Consider the following 15,758-nt stretch of genomic DNA (forward strand, 5'->3'; position numbering starts at 1 on the left):
GGCAGCCGGTGCGGGAGCGCCTGGTTTGCCCAGGCGCCGCGGCGGGCGCGAAGGCGGTGGCCCTGCCGCGGGCGCGGTGGGGCGGCGGCCCACGCCGGGGGCGGGGCAGGGGAAGGGGCAGCGGCAGGTGGTCCTGCCACCGCGGCGGGTGTGGTAGGGCCGGGGCCCACGCCGCGGGCGGCGATGGGGCGAGTGGTCTCGCCGCGGCAGATGCCCGCTGGGGCGAGTGGTCCTGCCGCAGCGGGCGCCGCCGGGGTGAGCGGTCCTGCCGCCGCGGGCGCCGCCCGGGTGAGCGGCCGCGTTGACGCGGACGGGGCAAGGGCAAGGGCAGGGGCAGGCGGCCGCGCCGGTGCGGGCATGACCAGGGCAGGCGGCCACGCTCACGCGGACGCGGCAAAGGCAGGCGGCCGCGCTCACGCGAGCGGGGCGTCACTGCGCGCGTGTCAGGCCGGTCTGGTGGCGTGGTGGTACGTGCCGGCGGCGGCGCTGGGATCGCTGACGCGTGTCGGGTGGGACGCGTTCACGCCTCTCGACCCGGGGGGACGCGGGTGTTTGGCGGCTGGGCGGGGTGGTGGCGGGCCGGTGTGCTGCTGTACGCGGCCGGGGTCAGGCTGTGGCGTCCGGTCCCGGCCCTCGGCCGTCCCGGCGGCGTCGGCGCGGAGCCCGGCCGTACGGGTGTCCGGTGACGGGCTGCGGCGCCGCGACGAAGACGGTGACCGTCTGTACGGGGCGTGGCCCTGGCAGCGCTGCCAGGGCGAGCGCGAGGTAGCCGCGGGCGAGCTCGGCCCACTGGCGCCACAGGAATGGGACGCCAGGGTGAGCGGCCGAGCCGAGACGGGCACGTGCGACGGCGGCCCACTGGCGCCATGGCAGTGGCTCACCGGGGCGGGATTCCGGGCCGCGGAGCGCTCGGTCGATGTGGCCGAGGGCCACGTTCGTCCACTGCCGCCAGAGCGGGGGGTCCGAGGTGCGGGACGCGTCGCCGAGGGCCAGGGCCCGCAGGACGGGGTCGCGGGGCGTCCCCAGGCGTCGGAGGTCTTCCGCCGTGCGCCGGAGGGCGGAGGCGAAGGTGGCGGGGGCACGGACGGTGCTTGCGGTGGCCGCGTGAGCCGGGACCGGCGGGGGTGACACGCGGCCGAGCGCGTCGGCGTGTCCCGGTGTGGGTGCTGTCCGGTGGTGGAGCATCCGTATACCCATGCCCGCATCGTGCTCCTGCGGGGTGGGGCAGGGCGTTCTCGCGGGGGCCACGCGAGTGACGGTCCCACCGGGGTGGGGCGGGGCGTCCGGTGGCCCGAGGCCGCCGATTTCGCCGAGACTGCCGAAGTCGTCAGAGCCGCCGGGATTCCCGAGACTGCCGAAGTCGTCAAGGTCGCCGGGAACGCGGAAGGTGCCGTGTGGGAGGGGGTGCGGGTGTCGCCCGGGGGCTGGTGTCGCCCGAGCCGGGTGTCGCCCGAGCCGGGTGTCGCCCGAGCCGGGTGTCGCCCGAGCCGGGTGTCGCCCGAGCCGGGTGTCGCCCGAGCCGGGTAGGCCAAGGTGAATATGCGTGGGGCCGGGCAGGCCGGGGCGAGTGTGCCCGGGGCGGGGTGGGCCGGTGCGGACAGGCCCGGGGCGGGTGGGCCGTTGTCCAAGCGGTCGCAGACGTGCACCGAGCGTTACCGTGCGCGCGGAGCGGGTGGCGCTGCCCGGCGTTGACCGGGTGCCACCCCTCACGTACGGGCGACGCGACCGCACCGGCGTCGCCGTGAGCACGGAGCGGGTGGCACTGCCTGCGTGGGCGGGTTGCCGCCCCTCACGTACGGGCGGCGCCGCTGACCACACCCGCCCCGCCGCCGCGCATGCCCGCCGCTCCCCGCCTCCGCCAATGGCCCCGGCATCCCAGCGTGGATGGCTCCCCCGGCCCTCACCGAAAGCCAGACCCCGGCACGGGCAACTCCCCGCCGGGCGGCAAGCGGCCTCCAGCCTCGACAGACCCGTTCCCCGCCGAAGCCAGACCCCGGCACGGACTGCCCCCGCGCCGGGGCGGCAAGCAGCCCGAAAGGCAGACCCCTGGGACGGGGGGCCTCCCGGGGGCCAGGCGGCAAGCAGCCCCCGCCTCGACAGACCCGTTCCCCGCCGAAGCCAGACCCCGGCACGGGCAACTCCCCCCGCCGGGGCGGCAAGCGGCCCGAAAGGCAGACCCCTGGGACGGGAGCCTCCCGGCCGCCGGGCGGCAGGCAGCCCCCGCCTCGACAGACCCGTTCCCCACCGAAGCCAGACCCCGGCACGGGCAACTCCCCCCGCCGGGGCGGCAAGCGGCCCGAGAGGCAGACCCCCGCACGGGAGCCTCCCGCCGCCGGGCGGCAAGCAGCCCCCGCCTCGACAGACCCGTTCCCCGCCGGAGGACGACCCGTCCCCCGCCCGAGGCTAATGCGCGGCCGACTCCCAGTCCGGGCCCGCGCCCACCGAGACTCCCAGGGGCACCCGGAGGGTGACCGCGGCCGACATTTCGCGGCGGATGAGTTCCTCCGCCGCCGCGCGCTCGCCCGGGGCGATTTCCAGGACGATTTCGTCGTGGACCTGGAGGAGCATGCGGGACTTCAGGCCCGCCTCCTGCAGCGCGGTGCCCACCTTCAGCATGGCGAACTTGACGATGTCCGCGGCGGTGCCCTGGATGGGGGCGTTGAGGGCCATGCGTTCGGCGGCCTCGCGGCGCTGGCGGTTGTCGCTGTTGAGGTCGGGCAGATAGCGACGGCGGCCGAAGAGTGTCGCCGTGTACCCCGTCGCCCGCGCCTCGTCCACGACCCGCCGCAGATAGTCCCGTACACCGCCGAAGCGCTCGAAGTACGCGTCCATCAGGGCGCGGGCCTCGGCCGCCTCGATGTTGAGCTGCTGGGAGAGGCCGAACGCCGACAGGCCGTAGGCCAGGCCGTACGACATGGCCTTGATCTTGCGGCGCATCTCGGCGTCGACCGCGCTCTGCTCGACCGAGAAGACCTGCGCGGCGGCCGTGGTGTGCAGGTCCTCGCCCGAGGTGAACGCCTCGGTCAGGCCCGCGTCCTCCGACAGGTGGGCCATGACGCGGAGCTCGATCTGGCTGTAGTCCGCCGTCATGAGGGACTCGAAGCCCTCGCCCACCACGAAGCCCCTGCGGATGGCCCTGCCCTCGTCCGTGCGGACCGGGATGTTCTGCAGGTTCGGGTCGGTCGAGGAGAGGCGGCCCGTCGCGGCGACCGTCTGGTTGAAGGTCGTGTGGATGCGGCCGTCCGCGGCGATCGTCTTGATCAGGCCCTCGACGGTGACGCGGAGTTTCGCCTGCTCACGGTGGCGGAGCATGATCACCGGCAGTTCGTTGTCCGTCTGGGTGGCGAGCCAGGCGAGGGCGTCCGCGTCGGTCGTGTAGCCGGTCTTCGTCTTCTTGGTCCTGGGCAGGCCCAGCTCACCGAAGAGGACTTCCTGGAGCTGCTTGGGCGAGCCCAGGTTGAACTCGCGCCCGGCCGCCGCGTGCGCCTCCTTCACTGCCTGCTGCACCGCGCCGGCGAACATCTGCTCCATGGCCTCCAGGTGGGCCCGGTCGGCCGCGATGCCGTGCCGCTCCATGCGGGCCAGCAGGGCGGAGGTGGGCAGCTCCATGTCGCGCAGCAGGTCGGCGGCACCGACGTCCTGGAGCAGGCCCTCGAACGCCTCGCCGAGGTCGAGGACCGCGCGGGCCTGCACCATCAGGGTTTCGCGCTCGGCGTCCTCGTCGGCGCCGAAGGCGAGCTGCCCGTCGGCCGCGGCGGCGGGGGCCAGCTCGCGGTGCAGGTACTCCAGGGACAGCGCGTCCAGGTCGAAGGAGCGGCGGCCCGGCTTGACCAGGTAGGCGGCGAGCGCGGTGTCCATGGTGACGCCGCAGACGCTCCAGCCGTGCTCGGCGAAGACCCGCATGGCGCCCTTGGCATTGTGGAAGATCTTGGGCCGGTCCGCGTCGGTCAGCCAGGACGCGAACGCCCGCTCGTCGGCCTCGTCCAGCTGCGCCGGGTCGAACCAGGCCGCGGCCCCGCCGGGCGCGGCGAGCGCGACCTCGGCGACCGAGCCTGCGCCGAGCGCCCAGCTGTCGACGGTGGCGACGCCGAGTGTGCCCGTGCCGTGCTCGGCCAGCCACGGAGCCAGCTCGCCGGTGCCGAGCACCGCGCCGTCCAGCTCCACGCCGTCCGTGATCACCGGCGTGGTCTCGGCCTCCTCGGCCCCGGGGTCGACGGCGAAGAGTCGCTCGCGCAGGGACGGGTTGCGGATCTCCAGGGTGTCCAGGACCACCGCGACCGTCTTGCGGTCGTACGGAGCGCGCTCCAGCTCCGCGACCGTCTTCGGCAGCTCAACCCGCCGTTCCAGCTCGGTGAGCCGGCGGTTCAGCTTGACGGCCTCCAGGTGGTCGCGGAGGTTCTGCCCGGCCTTGCCCTTGACCTCGTCGACGCGCTCGACGAGGTCCGCGAACGAACCGAACTGGTTGATCCACTTCGCGGCGGTCTTCTCGCCGACGCCGGGGATGCCCGGCAGGTTGTCGGACGGGTCGCCGCGCAGCGCGGCGAAGTCGGGGTACTGCGCCGGCGTCAGCCCGTACTTCTCGAAGACCTTCTCCGGGGTGAACCGGGTCAGCTCGGAGACGCCCTTGGTGGGGTACAGCACCGTGGTGTGCTCGCTGACCAGCTGGAAGGAGTCGCGGTCGCCGGTGACGATCAGCACCTCGAAGCCCTCGGCCTCGGCCTGGGTGGCGAGCGTGGCGATGACGTCGTCGGCCTCGAAGCCCTCGACGGCGAACCGCGGCGCGTGCATCGCGTCCAGCAGCTCGCCGATCAGCTCGACCTGGCCCTTGAACTCGTCGGGGGTCTTGGAGCGGTTCGCCTTGTACTCCGTGAACTCCGCGGAGCGCCAGGTCTTGCGGGAGACGTCGAAGGCGACCGCGAAGTGCGTGGGCGCCTCGTCGCGCAGCGTGTTGGCCAGCATCGACGCGAAGCCGTAGATCGCGTTCGTCGGCTGGCCCGTCGCGGTCGTGAAGTTCTCCGCGGGGAGCGCGAAGAACGCGCGATACGCCAGCGAGTGTCCGTCCATGAGCATCAGGCGGGGACGGGTGCCGCCGGGGGTGGTCTCGGTCTTCTTCGATGCTGTTTCTGCCACGCCCCCGATCCTGCCACGTGCCACTGACAGCCGAGGCTCGGCCGGGCTCCACCGCACGCCACCGGGTCCCGGCCGACACGCCACCAGGTCCCGCCGACGCGCCACCGGGGCCCGGCCGGGCACGGTCGCCGGGTCTCGGCCGGCACGCCACCGAGTCTCGGCCGGCCACGGTCACCGGGGTTCGGCCACGCCTCCCCCGCGCTCGCGCCGCTCGGCACGGGCGGCATGTCCGGCATCGCGCGCGGGGCCGCGCCCGGCCCGTCAAGGGCTGGGTCCTGCCGGAAGGGCCTGTCCGGCATCGCGTGCCGGGCCGCGCCACGACCGTGTGCGTGCTCCCCACGCTCCCCGTGCGCCCCGCCCGTCGCCTCCCCGCGTATCGCGGGCACGCCCGGCCCCTGATCAATGTCGGTCCTGCGTGCGAGGATCGGAGACGTACCTCACACACGCAGTCGAAGAGGAGTGTGCGATGGCGAGGAAGCCGCCCAAGAGCGATCCGGTCCAGGACGCACCGCAGGTCGCCGAGCCGAAGCACGTGGCGGTCGGCCTTCCCGCGATCGGGCACGGCCTGCGCATGGCCCAGCAGCAGATGGGCACCAGGCGCGCGACGCTGACGCTGCTGCGCGTCAACCAGAAGGACGGCTTCGACTGCCCCGGCTGTGCCTGGCCGGAGCCGGACCACCGGTCCCCCGCGGAGTTCTGCGAGAACGGCGCGAAGGCGGTGGCCGAGGAGGCCACGCTGCGCCGGGTCACGCCCGAGTTCTTCGCGGCGCACCCGGTCGCCGACCTCGCCGGGCGCAGCGGCTACTGGCTCGGCCAGCAGGGCCGGCTGACGCACCCGATGTACCTGCCGGAGGGAGCCGAGCACTACGAGCCGGTCACCTGGGAGCGGGCGTTCGACATCGTCGCCGAGGAGATCACGGCCCTCGGCTCCCCCGACGAGGCGGTCTTCTACACCTCGGGCCGGACCAGTAACGAGGCCGCGTTCCTGTACCAGCTGTTCGCGAGAGAGCTGGGCACGAACAACCTCCCGGACTGCTCGAACATGTGCCACGAGTCCTCCGGCTCGGCCCTGTCGGAGACGATCGGTGTCGGCAAGGGCAGCGTCCTGCTGGAGGACCTGCACCAGGCCGACCTGATCATCGTCGCGGGGCAGAATCCGGGCACGAACCACCCGCGGATGCTGACCGCCCTGGAAAAGGCCAAGGCGAACGGCGCGCGGATCATCAGTGTCAACCCGCTGCCCGAGGCGGGGCTGGAGCGCTTCAAGAACCCGCAGACCGCCAGGGGCCTCACGGTGGGCGCCACGCTCACGGACCTGTTCCTGCAGATCCGCATCGGCGGCGACCAGGCCCTGTTCCGGCTCCTCAACAGACTGATCCTCGAGACGGAGGGCGCGGTCGACGAGGCCTTCGTCGGCGAGCACACGCACGGCTTCGAGGAATTCGCCGCGGCGGCCCGCACGACCGACTGGGACGAGATGCTGCGGGCGACGGGCCTCACGCGCACGGAGGTCGAGCGGGCGCTGCGGATGGTCCTCGACTCCGAGCGGACGGTGGTGTGCTGGGCGATGGGCCTGACCCAGCACAAGCACTCGGTGCCGACCATCCGCGAGGTGGTCAACTTCCTGCTGCTGCGCGGCAACATCGGCCGCCCGGGTGCGGGCGTGTGCCCGGTGCGCGGCCATTCGAACGTGCAGGGCGACCGCACGATGGGCATCTTCGAGCGCCCGGCCCCGGCCTTCCTGGACGCCTTGGAGAAGGAGTTCGGTTTCGCTCCGCCGCGCGAGCACGGCTACGACGTCGTACGGGCCATCCGCGCGCTGCGCGACGGTGCGGCGAAGGTGTTCTTCGCGATGGGCGGCAACTTCGTGTCGGCGTCCCCGGACACGGAGGTCACCGAGGCGGCGATGCGCCGGGCCCGGCTCACGGTGCACGTGTCGACGAAGCTGAACCGCTCGCACGTGGTCACGGGCGCGCGTGCGCTGATCCTGCCGACCCTCGGCCGCACGGAGCGTGACGTGCAGGGCGGCAGCGAGCAGTTCGTGACCGTGGAGGACTCGATGGGCATGGTGCACGCCTCGCGCGGGCGTCTGGAGCCCGCGGGACCACGCCTGCTGTCGGAGCCGGCGATCGTGTGCCGGCTGGCCCGGCGGGTGCTCGGCGAGGGCAGCCGTACTCCGTGGGAGGCGTTCGAGAAGGACTACGGGACGATCCGGGACCGCATCGCGCGCGTGATCCCCGGCTTCGAGGACTTCAACGCGCGGGTGGCCCGTCCCGGCGGCTTCGTGCTGCCGCACGCCCCGCGCGACGAGCGCCGTTTCCCGACCGCGACCGGCAAGGCCAACTTCACGGCCGCGCCCGTGGAGTTCCCCGAGTTGCCGGAGGGCCGCCTGCTGCTGCAGACGCTGCGTTCGCACGACCAGTACAACACCACGATCTACGGCCTCGACGACCGCTACCGCGGCATCCGGAACGGCCGCCGGGTGGTACTGGTGAATCCGCAGGACGCGCGCGAGCTGAAGGTGGCGGACGGCTCGTACGTGGATCTCGTCAGCGAGTGGCGGGACGGCGTGGAGCGGCGGGCGCCGGGTTTCCGGGTCGTGCACTATCCGACGGCGCGAGGCTGCGCGGCGGCCTACTACCCGGAGACCAACGTCCTGGTCCCGCTCGACGCGACCGCGGACACCAGCAACACCCCGGCCAGCAAGTCCGTCGTGGTCCGTCTGGAACAATCGGCGACCGACTGAGCGTTCGCTCAGTGACAATGGAAAGAGTTGTCGCGATCACGACGAATGGAGCCTGGCCCATGGGCGAGCAGCAGAACGTGAAGTTCCCGCAGGAGGTCCTCGACGAGTACGCCGCGCTGGGCGTGGACCTCCGGGCGCTGTTCTCCGCCGGGCACCTCGGGACGCGGATGGGCGTGCAGATAGTGGAGGCGTCCGCCGAGCGCGTCGTCGGGACGATGCCGGTGGAGGGCAACACCCAGCCGTACGGGCTGCTCCACGGCGGCGCCTCGGCGGTGCTGGCCGAGACGCTCGGCTCGGTGGGCGCGATGCTGCACGGCGGCAGCACCAAGGTCGCCGTGGGCGTCGACCTGAACTGCACGCACCACCGCGGTGTGCGGTCCGGCCTGGTGACCGGTGTGGCCACACCGGTCCACCGGGGGCGCAGCACCGCGACGTACGAGGTCGTCATCAGCGACGAGGAGGAGCGGCGGGTGTGCACCGCCCGCCTCACCTGCCTGCTGCGGGACGTCCGTCCGGGCGACGGCGAGCCGGTGGGCGCGACCGGCTGAGGAGTCCCACACGCCCGCCTCCCTGGACACACCCCGGCACAACCGGCACTCCGGCCCTCCATCACCTCCGCATCCCGCATCTCACATCCCGCATCCCGCTTCTGGCCCTGCTGCCCGCGCGACCCCTAACGTCGGTGCATGGCAACGGGAGTTCGCCGTGCGGGCGCGGCGCTGGCACTCGTCGTGCTGCTCGCCGGGCCGGTCGGCGGATGCGGGGCCGGGGCGGAGCGGGGCGGGGAGGGCGGTGCCGCGCGGACCGGTTCCGCCCCGGTTCCGCGGGCCACGCCCCCGCAGGACCTGTGTGCCCGGATCGTCGGCCACTGGTCCCGGGCGGTGCTGGGCGGCGACACCTACGGGGACTACCAGTCGATGGGCCTGTCCAACGGGCAGTACGAGATCCTGCGTGAGGTGGTGGACGCCGCGCGGGCCGAGCGGCGGAGCGGCGGGACCCGGGCCGACGACGCCCTGATCGACCGCCGAGTGCGGGCGGGGTGCGCCGAGTTGTACCGCACCCGCACACCGGCCGAGGGGCCTTGGCAGTGAGTGTCGTCGGCCCGGTCGAGCCCGGTGAGGGCACCCACGCAGCGTCAGCATCCGCGCCCCGTGAGCCCGACGGCCGGCTCGCCGCCCTCCACGAACGGCTCACCGCCCGCCTCGGCCTGCATCGTCACGCCGCCCTCGCCGGAGCCACGGCTCTCGTTCTGCTGGCGGGCGGCGGATACCTCTACGCCACCCGGCCCCGGCCACCGGCGCCACCGCCGCCGCCCTACCCCTCACAGGTCGTGGGCCTCGACTATCTGGGCCGGGCGGCGGGCGGCGCCGGGCCCGGCACGGACGGGCCGGACGGCGGCGGACCCGGCGGTGGGGGGCCGGACAGCGGCCCCGCCGGCGACCCCCGCGCCCCCTTCGCCTTCGGCCTCCTGCTCACGGTGACGTCCGGCCCGCCCGTCACCGTGACCCGGATCGCGCAGCCCTATGCGGGCCTTTCCCTGACATCGGTCCCGCGGACGCCTTTCCGGACAAAGTCGGGATACTCCCGCAAGATCGTCATCACCATGAGGGTCACGGAATGCGGAAATGTTCCGATGAACTCCGGGCTCCCTTTCCTGGACGTAACTCTACGTAATGCACGCGTAAAGCAAGTCCACAGTTTCATCCTCGGTCCGCGTTACGCGCGGCATCTCTCGACGGCTCTCCAAGTAGCCTGCAGCAACAGTTCCGTGTAATCATCAAAGCCTTGAACACGCCTGAACCCGCCTGTCGGGTGCTGCGTGTTCTCAGCATGTGGACGGTACGAATCGGCCTGTATTCATCCGTTCCACCCGCTCGGTACCGCTCTGCATTACCTCGTGTCATAACAAGAGCGTCACAGCATGGCGCAGACACTCCTCCACGTTCCCCTCACACGCCTAGAGTCACGCCCAGTCACCGCGCCGTGGGATTGTCACTTCAGCCCAGCGCTCGACTCGGCCGTTTCCACCGGGAGACGGCTGCCAGGGGAAAGGACTGATCGTGCGCCAACGTTCGCTCATCGCCATCACCGCCGCGCTGGCGGCGGGAGCACTCACACTCACCGCCTGCGGCTCGCGCGACGACGACGGCGGCTCGGACTCCGGTAGCGGCACCACTGTCGTCATCGGCGTCGACGCGCCGCTGACCGGCGACCTGTCCGCGCTGGGCCTCGGTATCAAGAACTCGGTGGACCTCGCGACGAAGATCGCCAACAAGGAGAAGGTCGTCGACGGCGTCACCTTCAAGGTGCAGGCGCTCGACGACCAGGCACAGCCCTCCTCGGGCCAGCAGAACGCCTCCAAGCTCCAGGCCGACGAGGACGTCCTCGGCGTCGTCGGCCCGCTGAACTCCTCCGTCGCCGAGTCGATGCAGAAGGTCTTCGACGACGCCAAGCTCACCCAGGTCTCGCCGGCCAACACCGGCCCGTCCCTGACCCAGGGACAGGACTGGCAGACCAAGAAGGTCCGCCAGTACAAGTCGTACTTCCGCACCGCGACCACGGACGCCATCCAGGGCCCGTTCGCCGCGCAGTACCTCTACAACGACTCCAAGAAGCGCAAGGTCTTCGTCATCGACGACAAGAAGACCTACGGCGCGGGCCTCGCCGCCACCTTCACCGACGAGTTCAAGAAGCTCGGCGGCAAGATCGTCGGCACCGAGCACATCAACCCCGACACCAAGGACTTCTCCTCGGTCGCGACCAAGGTGAAGAACTCGGGCGCGGACGTCGTCTACTACGGCGGCGAGTACCCGCAGGCCGGCCCGCTCAGCAAGCAGATCAAGGCCGCCGGCGCCAAGATCCCGCTGGTCGGCGGTGACGGCATCTACAGCACCGACTTCATCAAGCTGGCCGGCGCCAGTGCCGGCGGCGACCTCGCCACCTCGGTCGGCGCGCCCGTCGAGGAGCTCGCGTCCGCCAAGGAGTTCGTCGCGAACTACAAGGCCGAGGGCTACAAGGAGGCCTACGAGGCCTACGGCGGCTACTCCTACGACTCGGCGTGGGCGATCATCGAGGCCGTGAAGGCGGTCGTCGAGGACAACGACGGCGAGCTTCCGGGCGACGCCCGCGCGCAGGTCACCGCCGCGATGCAGAACGTCTCGTTCGACGGTGTGACCGGCAAGGTCTCCTTCGACGAATTCGGTGACGCCACCAACAAGCAGCTCACCGTGTACTCCGTCGAGAACGGTGCCTGGAAGGCCGTGAAGTCCGGCACCTACACCGGCTGAACCAGCCCGCACCACTGAATGAGCCGCGCGGGGCGCTGCACCACAGGCGCCCCGCGCGGACTCACATCCGGCCCCATCCGTCGAACATTCCGAACGTCTCGGAGGACATGCGGTGAACGAACTGCCGCAGCAGCTGGTCAACGGCCTGCTACTGGGATCCATGTACGGGCTGGTCGCCATTGGCTACACAATGGTCTACGGCATCGTCCAGCTCATCAACTTCGCCCACGGCGAGATCTTCATGACCGGAGCCTTCGGCGCGCTCACGGTCTACGTGTACGTCCTGCCGGACGGCACCACCATGTGGATCGCCCTGCCGCTCATGCTCATCGGTGCCGCGCTGGTCGCCACACTGGTCGCCGTGGGGGCGGAACGGTTCGCCTACCGGCCCCTGCGCACCGCCCCCCGCCTCGCGCCGCTCATCACCGCCATCGGCCTCTCCCTGGCCCTCCAGCAGGCGGTGTGGGCGTGGTACCCCGAGGCCAAGTCCGCGCGCACCTTCCCCGCCATCCCCGGCGGCCCCTTCCACATCGGCGACGTCACCATCCAGACCGGTGACGTGTTCCTGTTGATCGCGGCCCCCCTCAGCATGGCGATCCTCGCGTACTTCGTGATGCGCACCCGCACCGGACGCGGCATGCAGGCCACCGCGCAGGACCCGGACACGGCGAAGCTCATGGGCGTCAACACCGACCGCATCATCGTGGTCGCGTTCGCCCTCGGCGCCATCTTCGCCGCCGTCGGCGGTGTCGCCTACGGCCTGAAGTACGGCCAGATCGACTTCCGCATGGGCTTCATCCTCGGCCTGAAGGCCTTCACCGCGGCCGTCCTCGGCGGCATCGGCAACATCTACGGAGCCATGCTCGGCGGCGTGGTCCTCGGCATCGCCGAGTCACTGTCCACCGCCTACATCGCCGACATCCCCGGCATGGACAAGTTCGGCAGCCAGTCCTGGGCCGACGTCTGGGCCTTCGTACTCCTCATCCTCGTGCTCCTGCTCAGGCCCCAGGGTCTGCTCGGTGAGCGAGTCGCGGACAGGGCGTGACACCGATGACCACACAGACCACCGCATCGAAGACCCCCGACGCCCCGGCCACGGGTGCCCCCAGGGGACTCGTCGACATCCCCGAGAACATCGGCCGCGCCCTCGCCACCGGCGGCGGCGTCCTCACCGTCATCTCCACGTTCCTCGCCTGGACCTGGACCTCCGAGTTCCCCGGCGACCTCACCGTCTACGGCTACCCGGGCGGCCTCCAGGTCCTCGTCCTCATCGGCGGCGCCCTGACGGCCCTGCTCGGCCTCTCCTCGTACGGCGTGAAGGGCCTGCGCTGGCTGACGCCCGCCGGAGCCGACAGCGCCCTCAAGCTCGCCGCGCTCGGCACCTTCGCCACCGCCTGGTACACCATCACCGCCATCAGCTCCAAGCTCGGCGGCCTGGTGAACCTGGAGCCCGGGGGCTGGATCGTCGTCGTCGCCACCGTCGCGGCGCTCCTCGGCGCCCTGTCCCTGCCGTTCACCCGGCCGGAACCCGAGCCGATCGACCCCGACGACAGCGGGTGGGAGCAGTACCGCCACGGCGTGCGCTCCCGGCTCGCCGTCTACCGCGCGGCCTTCGCCGGCGGCACCCCCGCCAAGCCCGCCCGCGCGCTGCCCGCGTACGCCGAGATCCTGGTCATCGTCGCGGCACTCGCCCTCGGCCTGCTCGTCTTCACCTACGGCATCGGCACCGAGTACGACGAGCTCTTCATCGGCTTCATGATCACCGCCGGCTTCGCCTTCGCGGCCGTCGCCAAGGCCGGCCTCGTCGGCCGCGTGTCCGCGATCACCGCCAAGCACCGCATGGTCACCATGGCCGGCGCGTTCATCGCGGCCGTCGCCTTCCCGTTCACCCAGTCCGACGACCAGTACGCCACCATCGGCGTCTACATCCTGATCTTCGCCACGGTCGCCCTGGGCCTGAACATCGTCGTCGGCCTCGCCGGCCTCCTCGACCTCGGATACGTCGCCTTCCTCGGTGTGGGCGCCTACACCGCGGCCATGGTCTCCGGCTCCCCCTCCTCACCGTTCGACCTGCATCTGCCGTTCTGGGCCTCCGCCCTCCTCGGTGCGGGCGTCGCCATGGTCTTCGGCGTCCTGATCGGCGCGCCGACGCTGCGGCTGCGCGGCGACTACCTGGCGATCGTCACCCTCGGCTTCGGTGAGATCTTCCGCATCACGTCCCTCAACATGGACGGCACCTCCGGACCCGACATCACCAACGGCTCCAACGGCATCTCCGCCATCCCGAACCTCGAGATCCTCGGGTTCGACTTCGGCCAGGAACACAGCATCGCCGGGTTCACCATCGCCCGGTTCGCCAACTACTTCCTGCTGATGCTGCTGGTCACCCTGATCGTGGTCGTCGTCTTCCGGCGCAGCAGCGACTCCCGCATCGGCCGCGCCTGGGTCGCCATCCGCGAGGACGAGACCGCCGCGCTCGCCATGGGCATCAACGGCTTCCGGGTCAAGCTCATCGCGTTCGCGCTGGGCGCCGCCCTCGCCGGCCTCGCCGGCACCGTGCAGGCCCACGTCACCTACACGGTGACGCCGGAGCAGTACCAGTTCGCGCACGTCGTACCGCCCAACTCGGCGTTCCTGCTGGCGGCGGTCGTCCTCGGCGGCATGGGCACGATCCTCGGCCCGCTCGTCGGCGCCTCGCTGCTCTACCTGATCCCCGCCAAGCTCCAGTTCCTCGGCGACTACCAGCTGTTCGCCTTCGGACTCGCGCTCGTGCTGCTCATGCGCTTCCGTCCGGAGGGCCTCATCCCGAACCAGCGCCGCCGGCTCGAATTCCACGAAGAGGCCGAGGCGCCCACAGTCCTCAGCAAGGCAGGGGCCTGACCACGATGACTACCGACACCACCACCAAGGACACCGCCCCCGCCGCCGCACCCGGCGAGACCGTGCTCGACGCCCGCGGCGTCACGATGCGCTTCGGCGGCCTCACCGCCGTACGGAACGTCGACCTCACCGTCAACAGCGGGGAGATCGTCGGTCTCATCGGCCCCAACGGCGCGGGCAAGACCACCTTCTTCAACTGCCTCACCGGCCTCTACATCCCCACCGAGGGCGAGGTCCGTTACAAGGGCACCGTCCTGCCGCCGAAGTCCTTCAAGGTCACCGCGGCCGGCATCGCCCGCACCTTCCAGAACATCCGGCTCTTCGCCAACATGACCGTCCTGGAGAACGTGCTGGTCGGCCGCCACACCCGCACCAAGGAGGGCCTCTGGTCCGCCCTGTTGCGCGGCCCCGGCTTCCACAAGGCCGAGGCGGCCTCGCGCGCCCGCGCCATGGAACTCCTGGACTTCGTGGGCCTCGCCGACAAGGCCGATCACCTGGCCCGCAACCTGCCCTACGGCGAGCAGCGCAAGCTGGAGATCGCCCGCGCGCTGGCGAGCGAGCCCGGCCTGCTGCTGCTCGACGAGCCGACGGCCGGCATGAACCCGCAGGAGACCCGCACCACCGAGGAACTCGTCTTCGCCATCCGGGACCAGGGCATCGCCGTCCTCGTCATCGAGCACGACATGCGGTTCATCTTCAACCTCTGCGACCGCGTCGCCGTCCTCGTCCAGGGTGAGAAGCTCATCGAGGGCGACTCCGCGACCGTGCAGGGCGACGAGCGCGTCGTCGCCGCCTACCTCGGCGAACCCTTCGAGGACGCCCCCGGCGACAAGGAGGCCGCCGAGGTCGAGGCCGCCGAGGCGAAAGCCGACACCCACTCGGACGCCGTGCCCGGCAAGGAGAACGACCGATGACCGCACTGCTCGAAGTCGAGGACCTGCGAGTCGCCTACGGCAAGATCGAAGCCGTCAAGGGCATCTCCTTCACGGTGGACGCCGGCCAGGTCGTCACCCTCATCGGCACCAACGGCGCCGGCAAGACCACGACCCTGCGCACCCTGTCCGGCCTGCTCAAGCCGGTCGGCGGGCAGATCCGTTTCAACGGCAAGTCGCTGAAGAAGACCCCCGCGCACGAGATCGTCTCGCTCGGGCTCGCCCATTCCCCCGAGGGGCGGCACATCTTCCCGCGCATGACCATCGAGGACAACCTGCGCCTCGGTGCCTTCCTGCGCGACGACAAGCCGGGCATCGAACAGGACATCCAGCGCGCCTACGACCTGTTCCCCATCCTCGGGGAACGCAGGAAGCAGGCCGCGGGCACGCTGTCCGGCGGTGAGCAGCAGATGCTCGCCATGGGCCGCGCGCTGATGTCCCGGCCGAAGCTGCTCATGCTGGACGAGCCGTCCATGGGCCTGTCCCCGATCATGATGCAGAAGATCATGTCGACGATCGCGGCACTGAAGTCCCAGGGCACGACGATCCTGCTGGTCGAGCAGAACGCCCAGGCCGCCCTGTCGCTCGCCGACCAGGGCCACGTCATGGAGGTCGGCTCCATCGTGCTGTCCGGCTCCGGACAGGACCTGCTGCACGACGAGTCGGTGCGCAAGGCGTACCTCGGCGAGGACTGAGCCCCCGCCCCGCACGACGACGCGGCCCGCGCTCCCCGGAAACGGGGGCGAAGAGGTGCTCCAGCATGCGGTTGCCCGCGACCTGGAT

At 71.6% G+C, this 15,758-nt stretch carries 11 protein-coding genes; 9 read left to right on the top strand and 2 right to left on the bottom strand.

Going from position 1 to position 15,758, the window contains the following annotated elements; all coding sequences use genetic code 11:
* Window positions 1–606: 606 nt before the first annotated feature.
* Entirely contained in the window at window positions 607–1,197 is a 591-nt protein-coding gene (locus tag ABZ354_RS13535) for a hypothetical protein (RefSeq protein WP_358656194.1), read from the bottom strand.
* A gap of 1,206 nt (window positions 1,198–2,403) precedes the next feature.
* Window positions 2,404–5,130, bottom strand: coding sequence for a DNA polymerase I (gene polA / locus ABZ354_RS13540; RefSeq protein WP_358656196.1), 2,727 nt, complete (start codon window positions 5,128–5,130; stop codon window positions 2,404–2,406).
* Window positions 5,131–5,596: 466 nt separating this feature from the next.
* On the opposite strand from polA, the gene ABZ354_RS13545 reads away from it, so the two are divergent.
* The 9 genes from ABZ354_RS13545 (at window position 5,597) to ABZ354_RS13585 (ending at window position 15,670) form a co-directional block, all read left to right on the top strand.
* Window positions 5,597–7,876, top strand: coding sequence for an FdhF/YdeP family oxidoreductase (locus ABZ354_RS13545; RefSeq protein ID WP_358656197.1), 2,280 nt, complete (start codon window positions 5,597–5,599; stop codon window positions 7,874–7,876).
* Between the two features lie 59 nt (window positions 7,877–7,935).
* The gene (locus ABZ354_RS13550) at window positions 7,936–8,424 is read left to right on the top strand and encodes a hotdog fold thioesterase (protein ID WP_358656199.1); all 489 of its coding nucleotides are present in this window, start codon (window positions 7,936–7,938) and stop codon (window positions 8,422–8,424) included.
* Between the two features lie 138 nt (window positions 8,425–8,562).
* Entirely contained in the window at window positions 8,563–8,967 is a 405-nt protein-coding gene (locus ABZ354_RS13555; protein WP_358656201.1) for a hypothetical protein, read from the top strand.
* Window positions 8,964–9,650, top strand: a complete 687-nt coding sequence (locus tag ABZ354_RS13560; protein WP_358656203.1) for a Tat pathway signal sequence domain protein — start codon at window positions 8,964–8,966, stop codon at window positions 9,648–9,650. The genes ABZ354_RS13555 and ABZ354_RS13560 overlap by 4 nt, the downstream gene beginning before the upstream one ends.
* 286 nt (window positions 9,651–9,936) lie before the next feature.
* Entirely contained in the window at window positions 9,937–11,163 is a 1,227-nt protein-coding gene (locus tag ABZ354_RS13565; RefSeq protein WP_358656205.1) for a branched-chain amino acid ABC transporter substrate-binding protein, read from the top strand.
* 112 nt (window positions 11,164–11,275) lie between these two features.
* Window positions 11,276–12,208, top strand: coding sequence for a branched-chain amino acid ABC transporter permease (locus tag ABZ354_RS13570; protein ID WP_358656207.1), 933 nt, complete (start codon window positions 11,276–11,278; stop codon window positions 12,206–12,208).
* 5 nt (window positions 12,209–12,213) lie between these two features.
* Window positions 12,214–14,043, top strand: coding sequence for a branched-chain amino acid ABC transporter permease (locus ABZ354_RS13575; RefSeq protein ID WP_358656209.1), 1,830 nt, complete (start codon window positions 12,214–12,216; stop codon window positions 14,041–14,043).
* Between the two features lie 5 nt (window positions 14,044–14,048).
* Window positions 14,049–14,957, top strand: a complete 909-nt coding sequence (locus ABZ354_RS13580; RefSeq protein WP_358656211.1) for an ABC transporter ATP-binding protein — start codon at window positions 14,049–14,051, stop codon at window positions 14,955–14,957.
* Complete coding sequence (locus ABZ354_RS13585; protein ID WP_358656213.1) at window positions 14,954–15,670, top strand: ABC transporter ATP-binding protein; 717 nt, start codon at window positions 14,954–14,956, stop codon at window positions 15,668–15,670. The genes ABZ354_RS13580 and ABZ354_RS13585 overlap by 4 nt, the downstream gene beginning before the upstream one ends.
* Window positions 15,671–15,758: the final 88 nt, after the last annotated feature.

The sequence above is a fragment of the Streptomyces sp. NPDC005925 genome, from assembly GCF_040638805.1.
In the GTDB taxonomy this organism is placed as follows: domain Bacteria; phylum Actinomycetota; class Actinomycetes; order Streptomycetales; family Streptomycetaceae; genus Streptomyces.

Coding starts and splice junctions, on each gene's coding strand:
- ABZ354_RS13575 (WP_358656209.1), top strand. CDS start 12,214: ATGACCACACAGACCACCGCATCGAAGACCCCCGACGCCCCGGCCACG.
- ABZ354_RS13545 (WP_358656197.1), top strand. CDS start 5,597: ATGGCGAGGAAGCCGCCCAAGAGCGATCCGGTCCAGGACGCACCGCAG.
- ABZ354_RS13580 (WP_358656211.1), top strand. CDS start 14,049: ATGACTACCGACACCACCACCAAGGACACCGCCCCCGCCGCCGCACCC.
- ABZ354_RS13550 (WP_358656199.1), top strand. CDS start 7,936: ATGGGCGAGCAGCAGAACGTGAAGTTCCCGCAGGAGGTCCTCGACGAG.
- ABZ354_RS13535 (WP_358656194.1), bottom strand. CDS start 1,197: ATGGGTATACGGATGCTCCACCACCGGACAGCACCCACACCGGGACAC.
- ABZ354_RS13585 (WP_358656213.1), top strand. CDS start 14,954: ATGACCGCACTGCTCGAAGTCGAGGACCTGCGAGTCGCCTACGGCAAG.
- ABZ354_RS13555 (WP_358656201.1), top strand. CDS start 8,563: ATGGCAACGGGAGTTCGCCGTGCGGGCGCGGCGCTGGCACTCGTCGTG.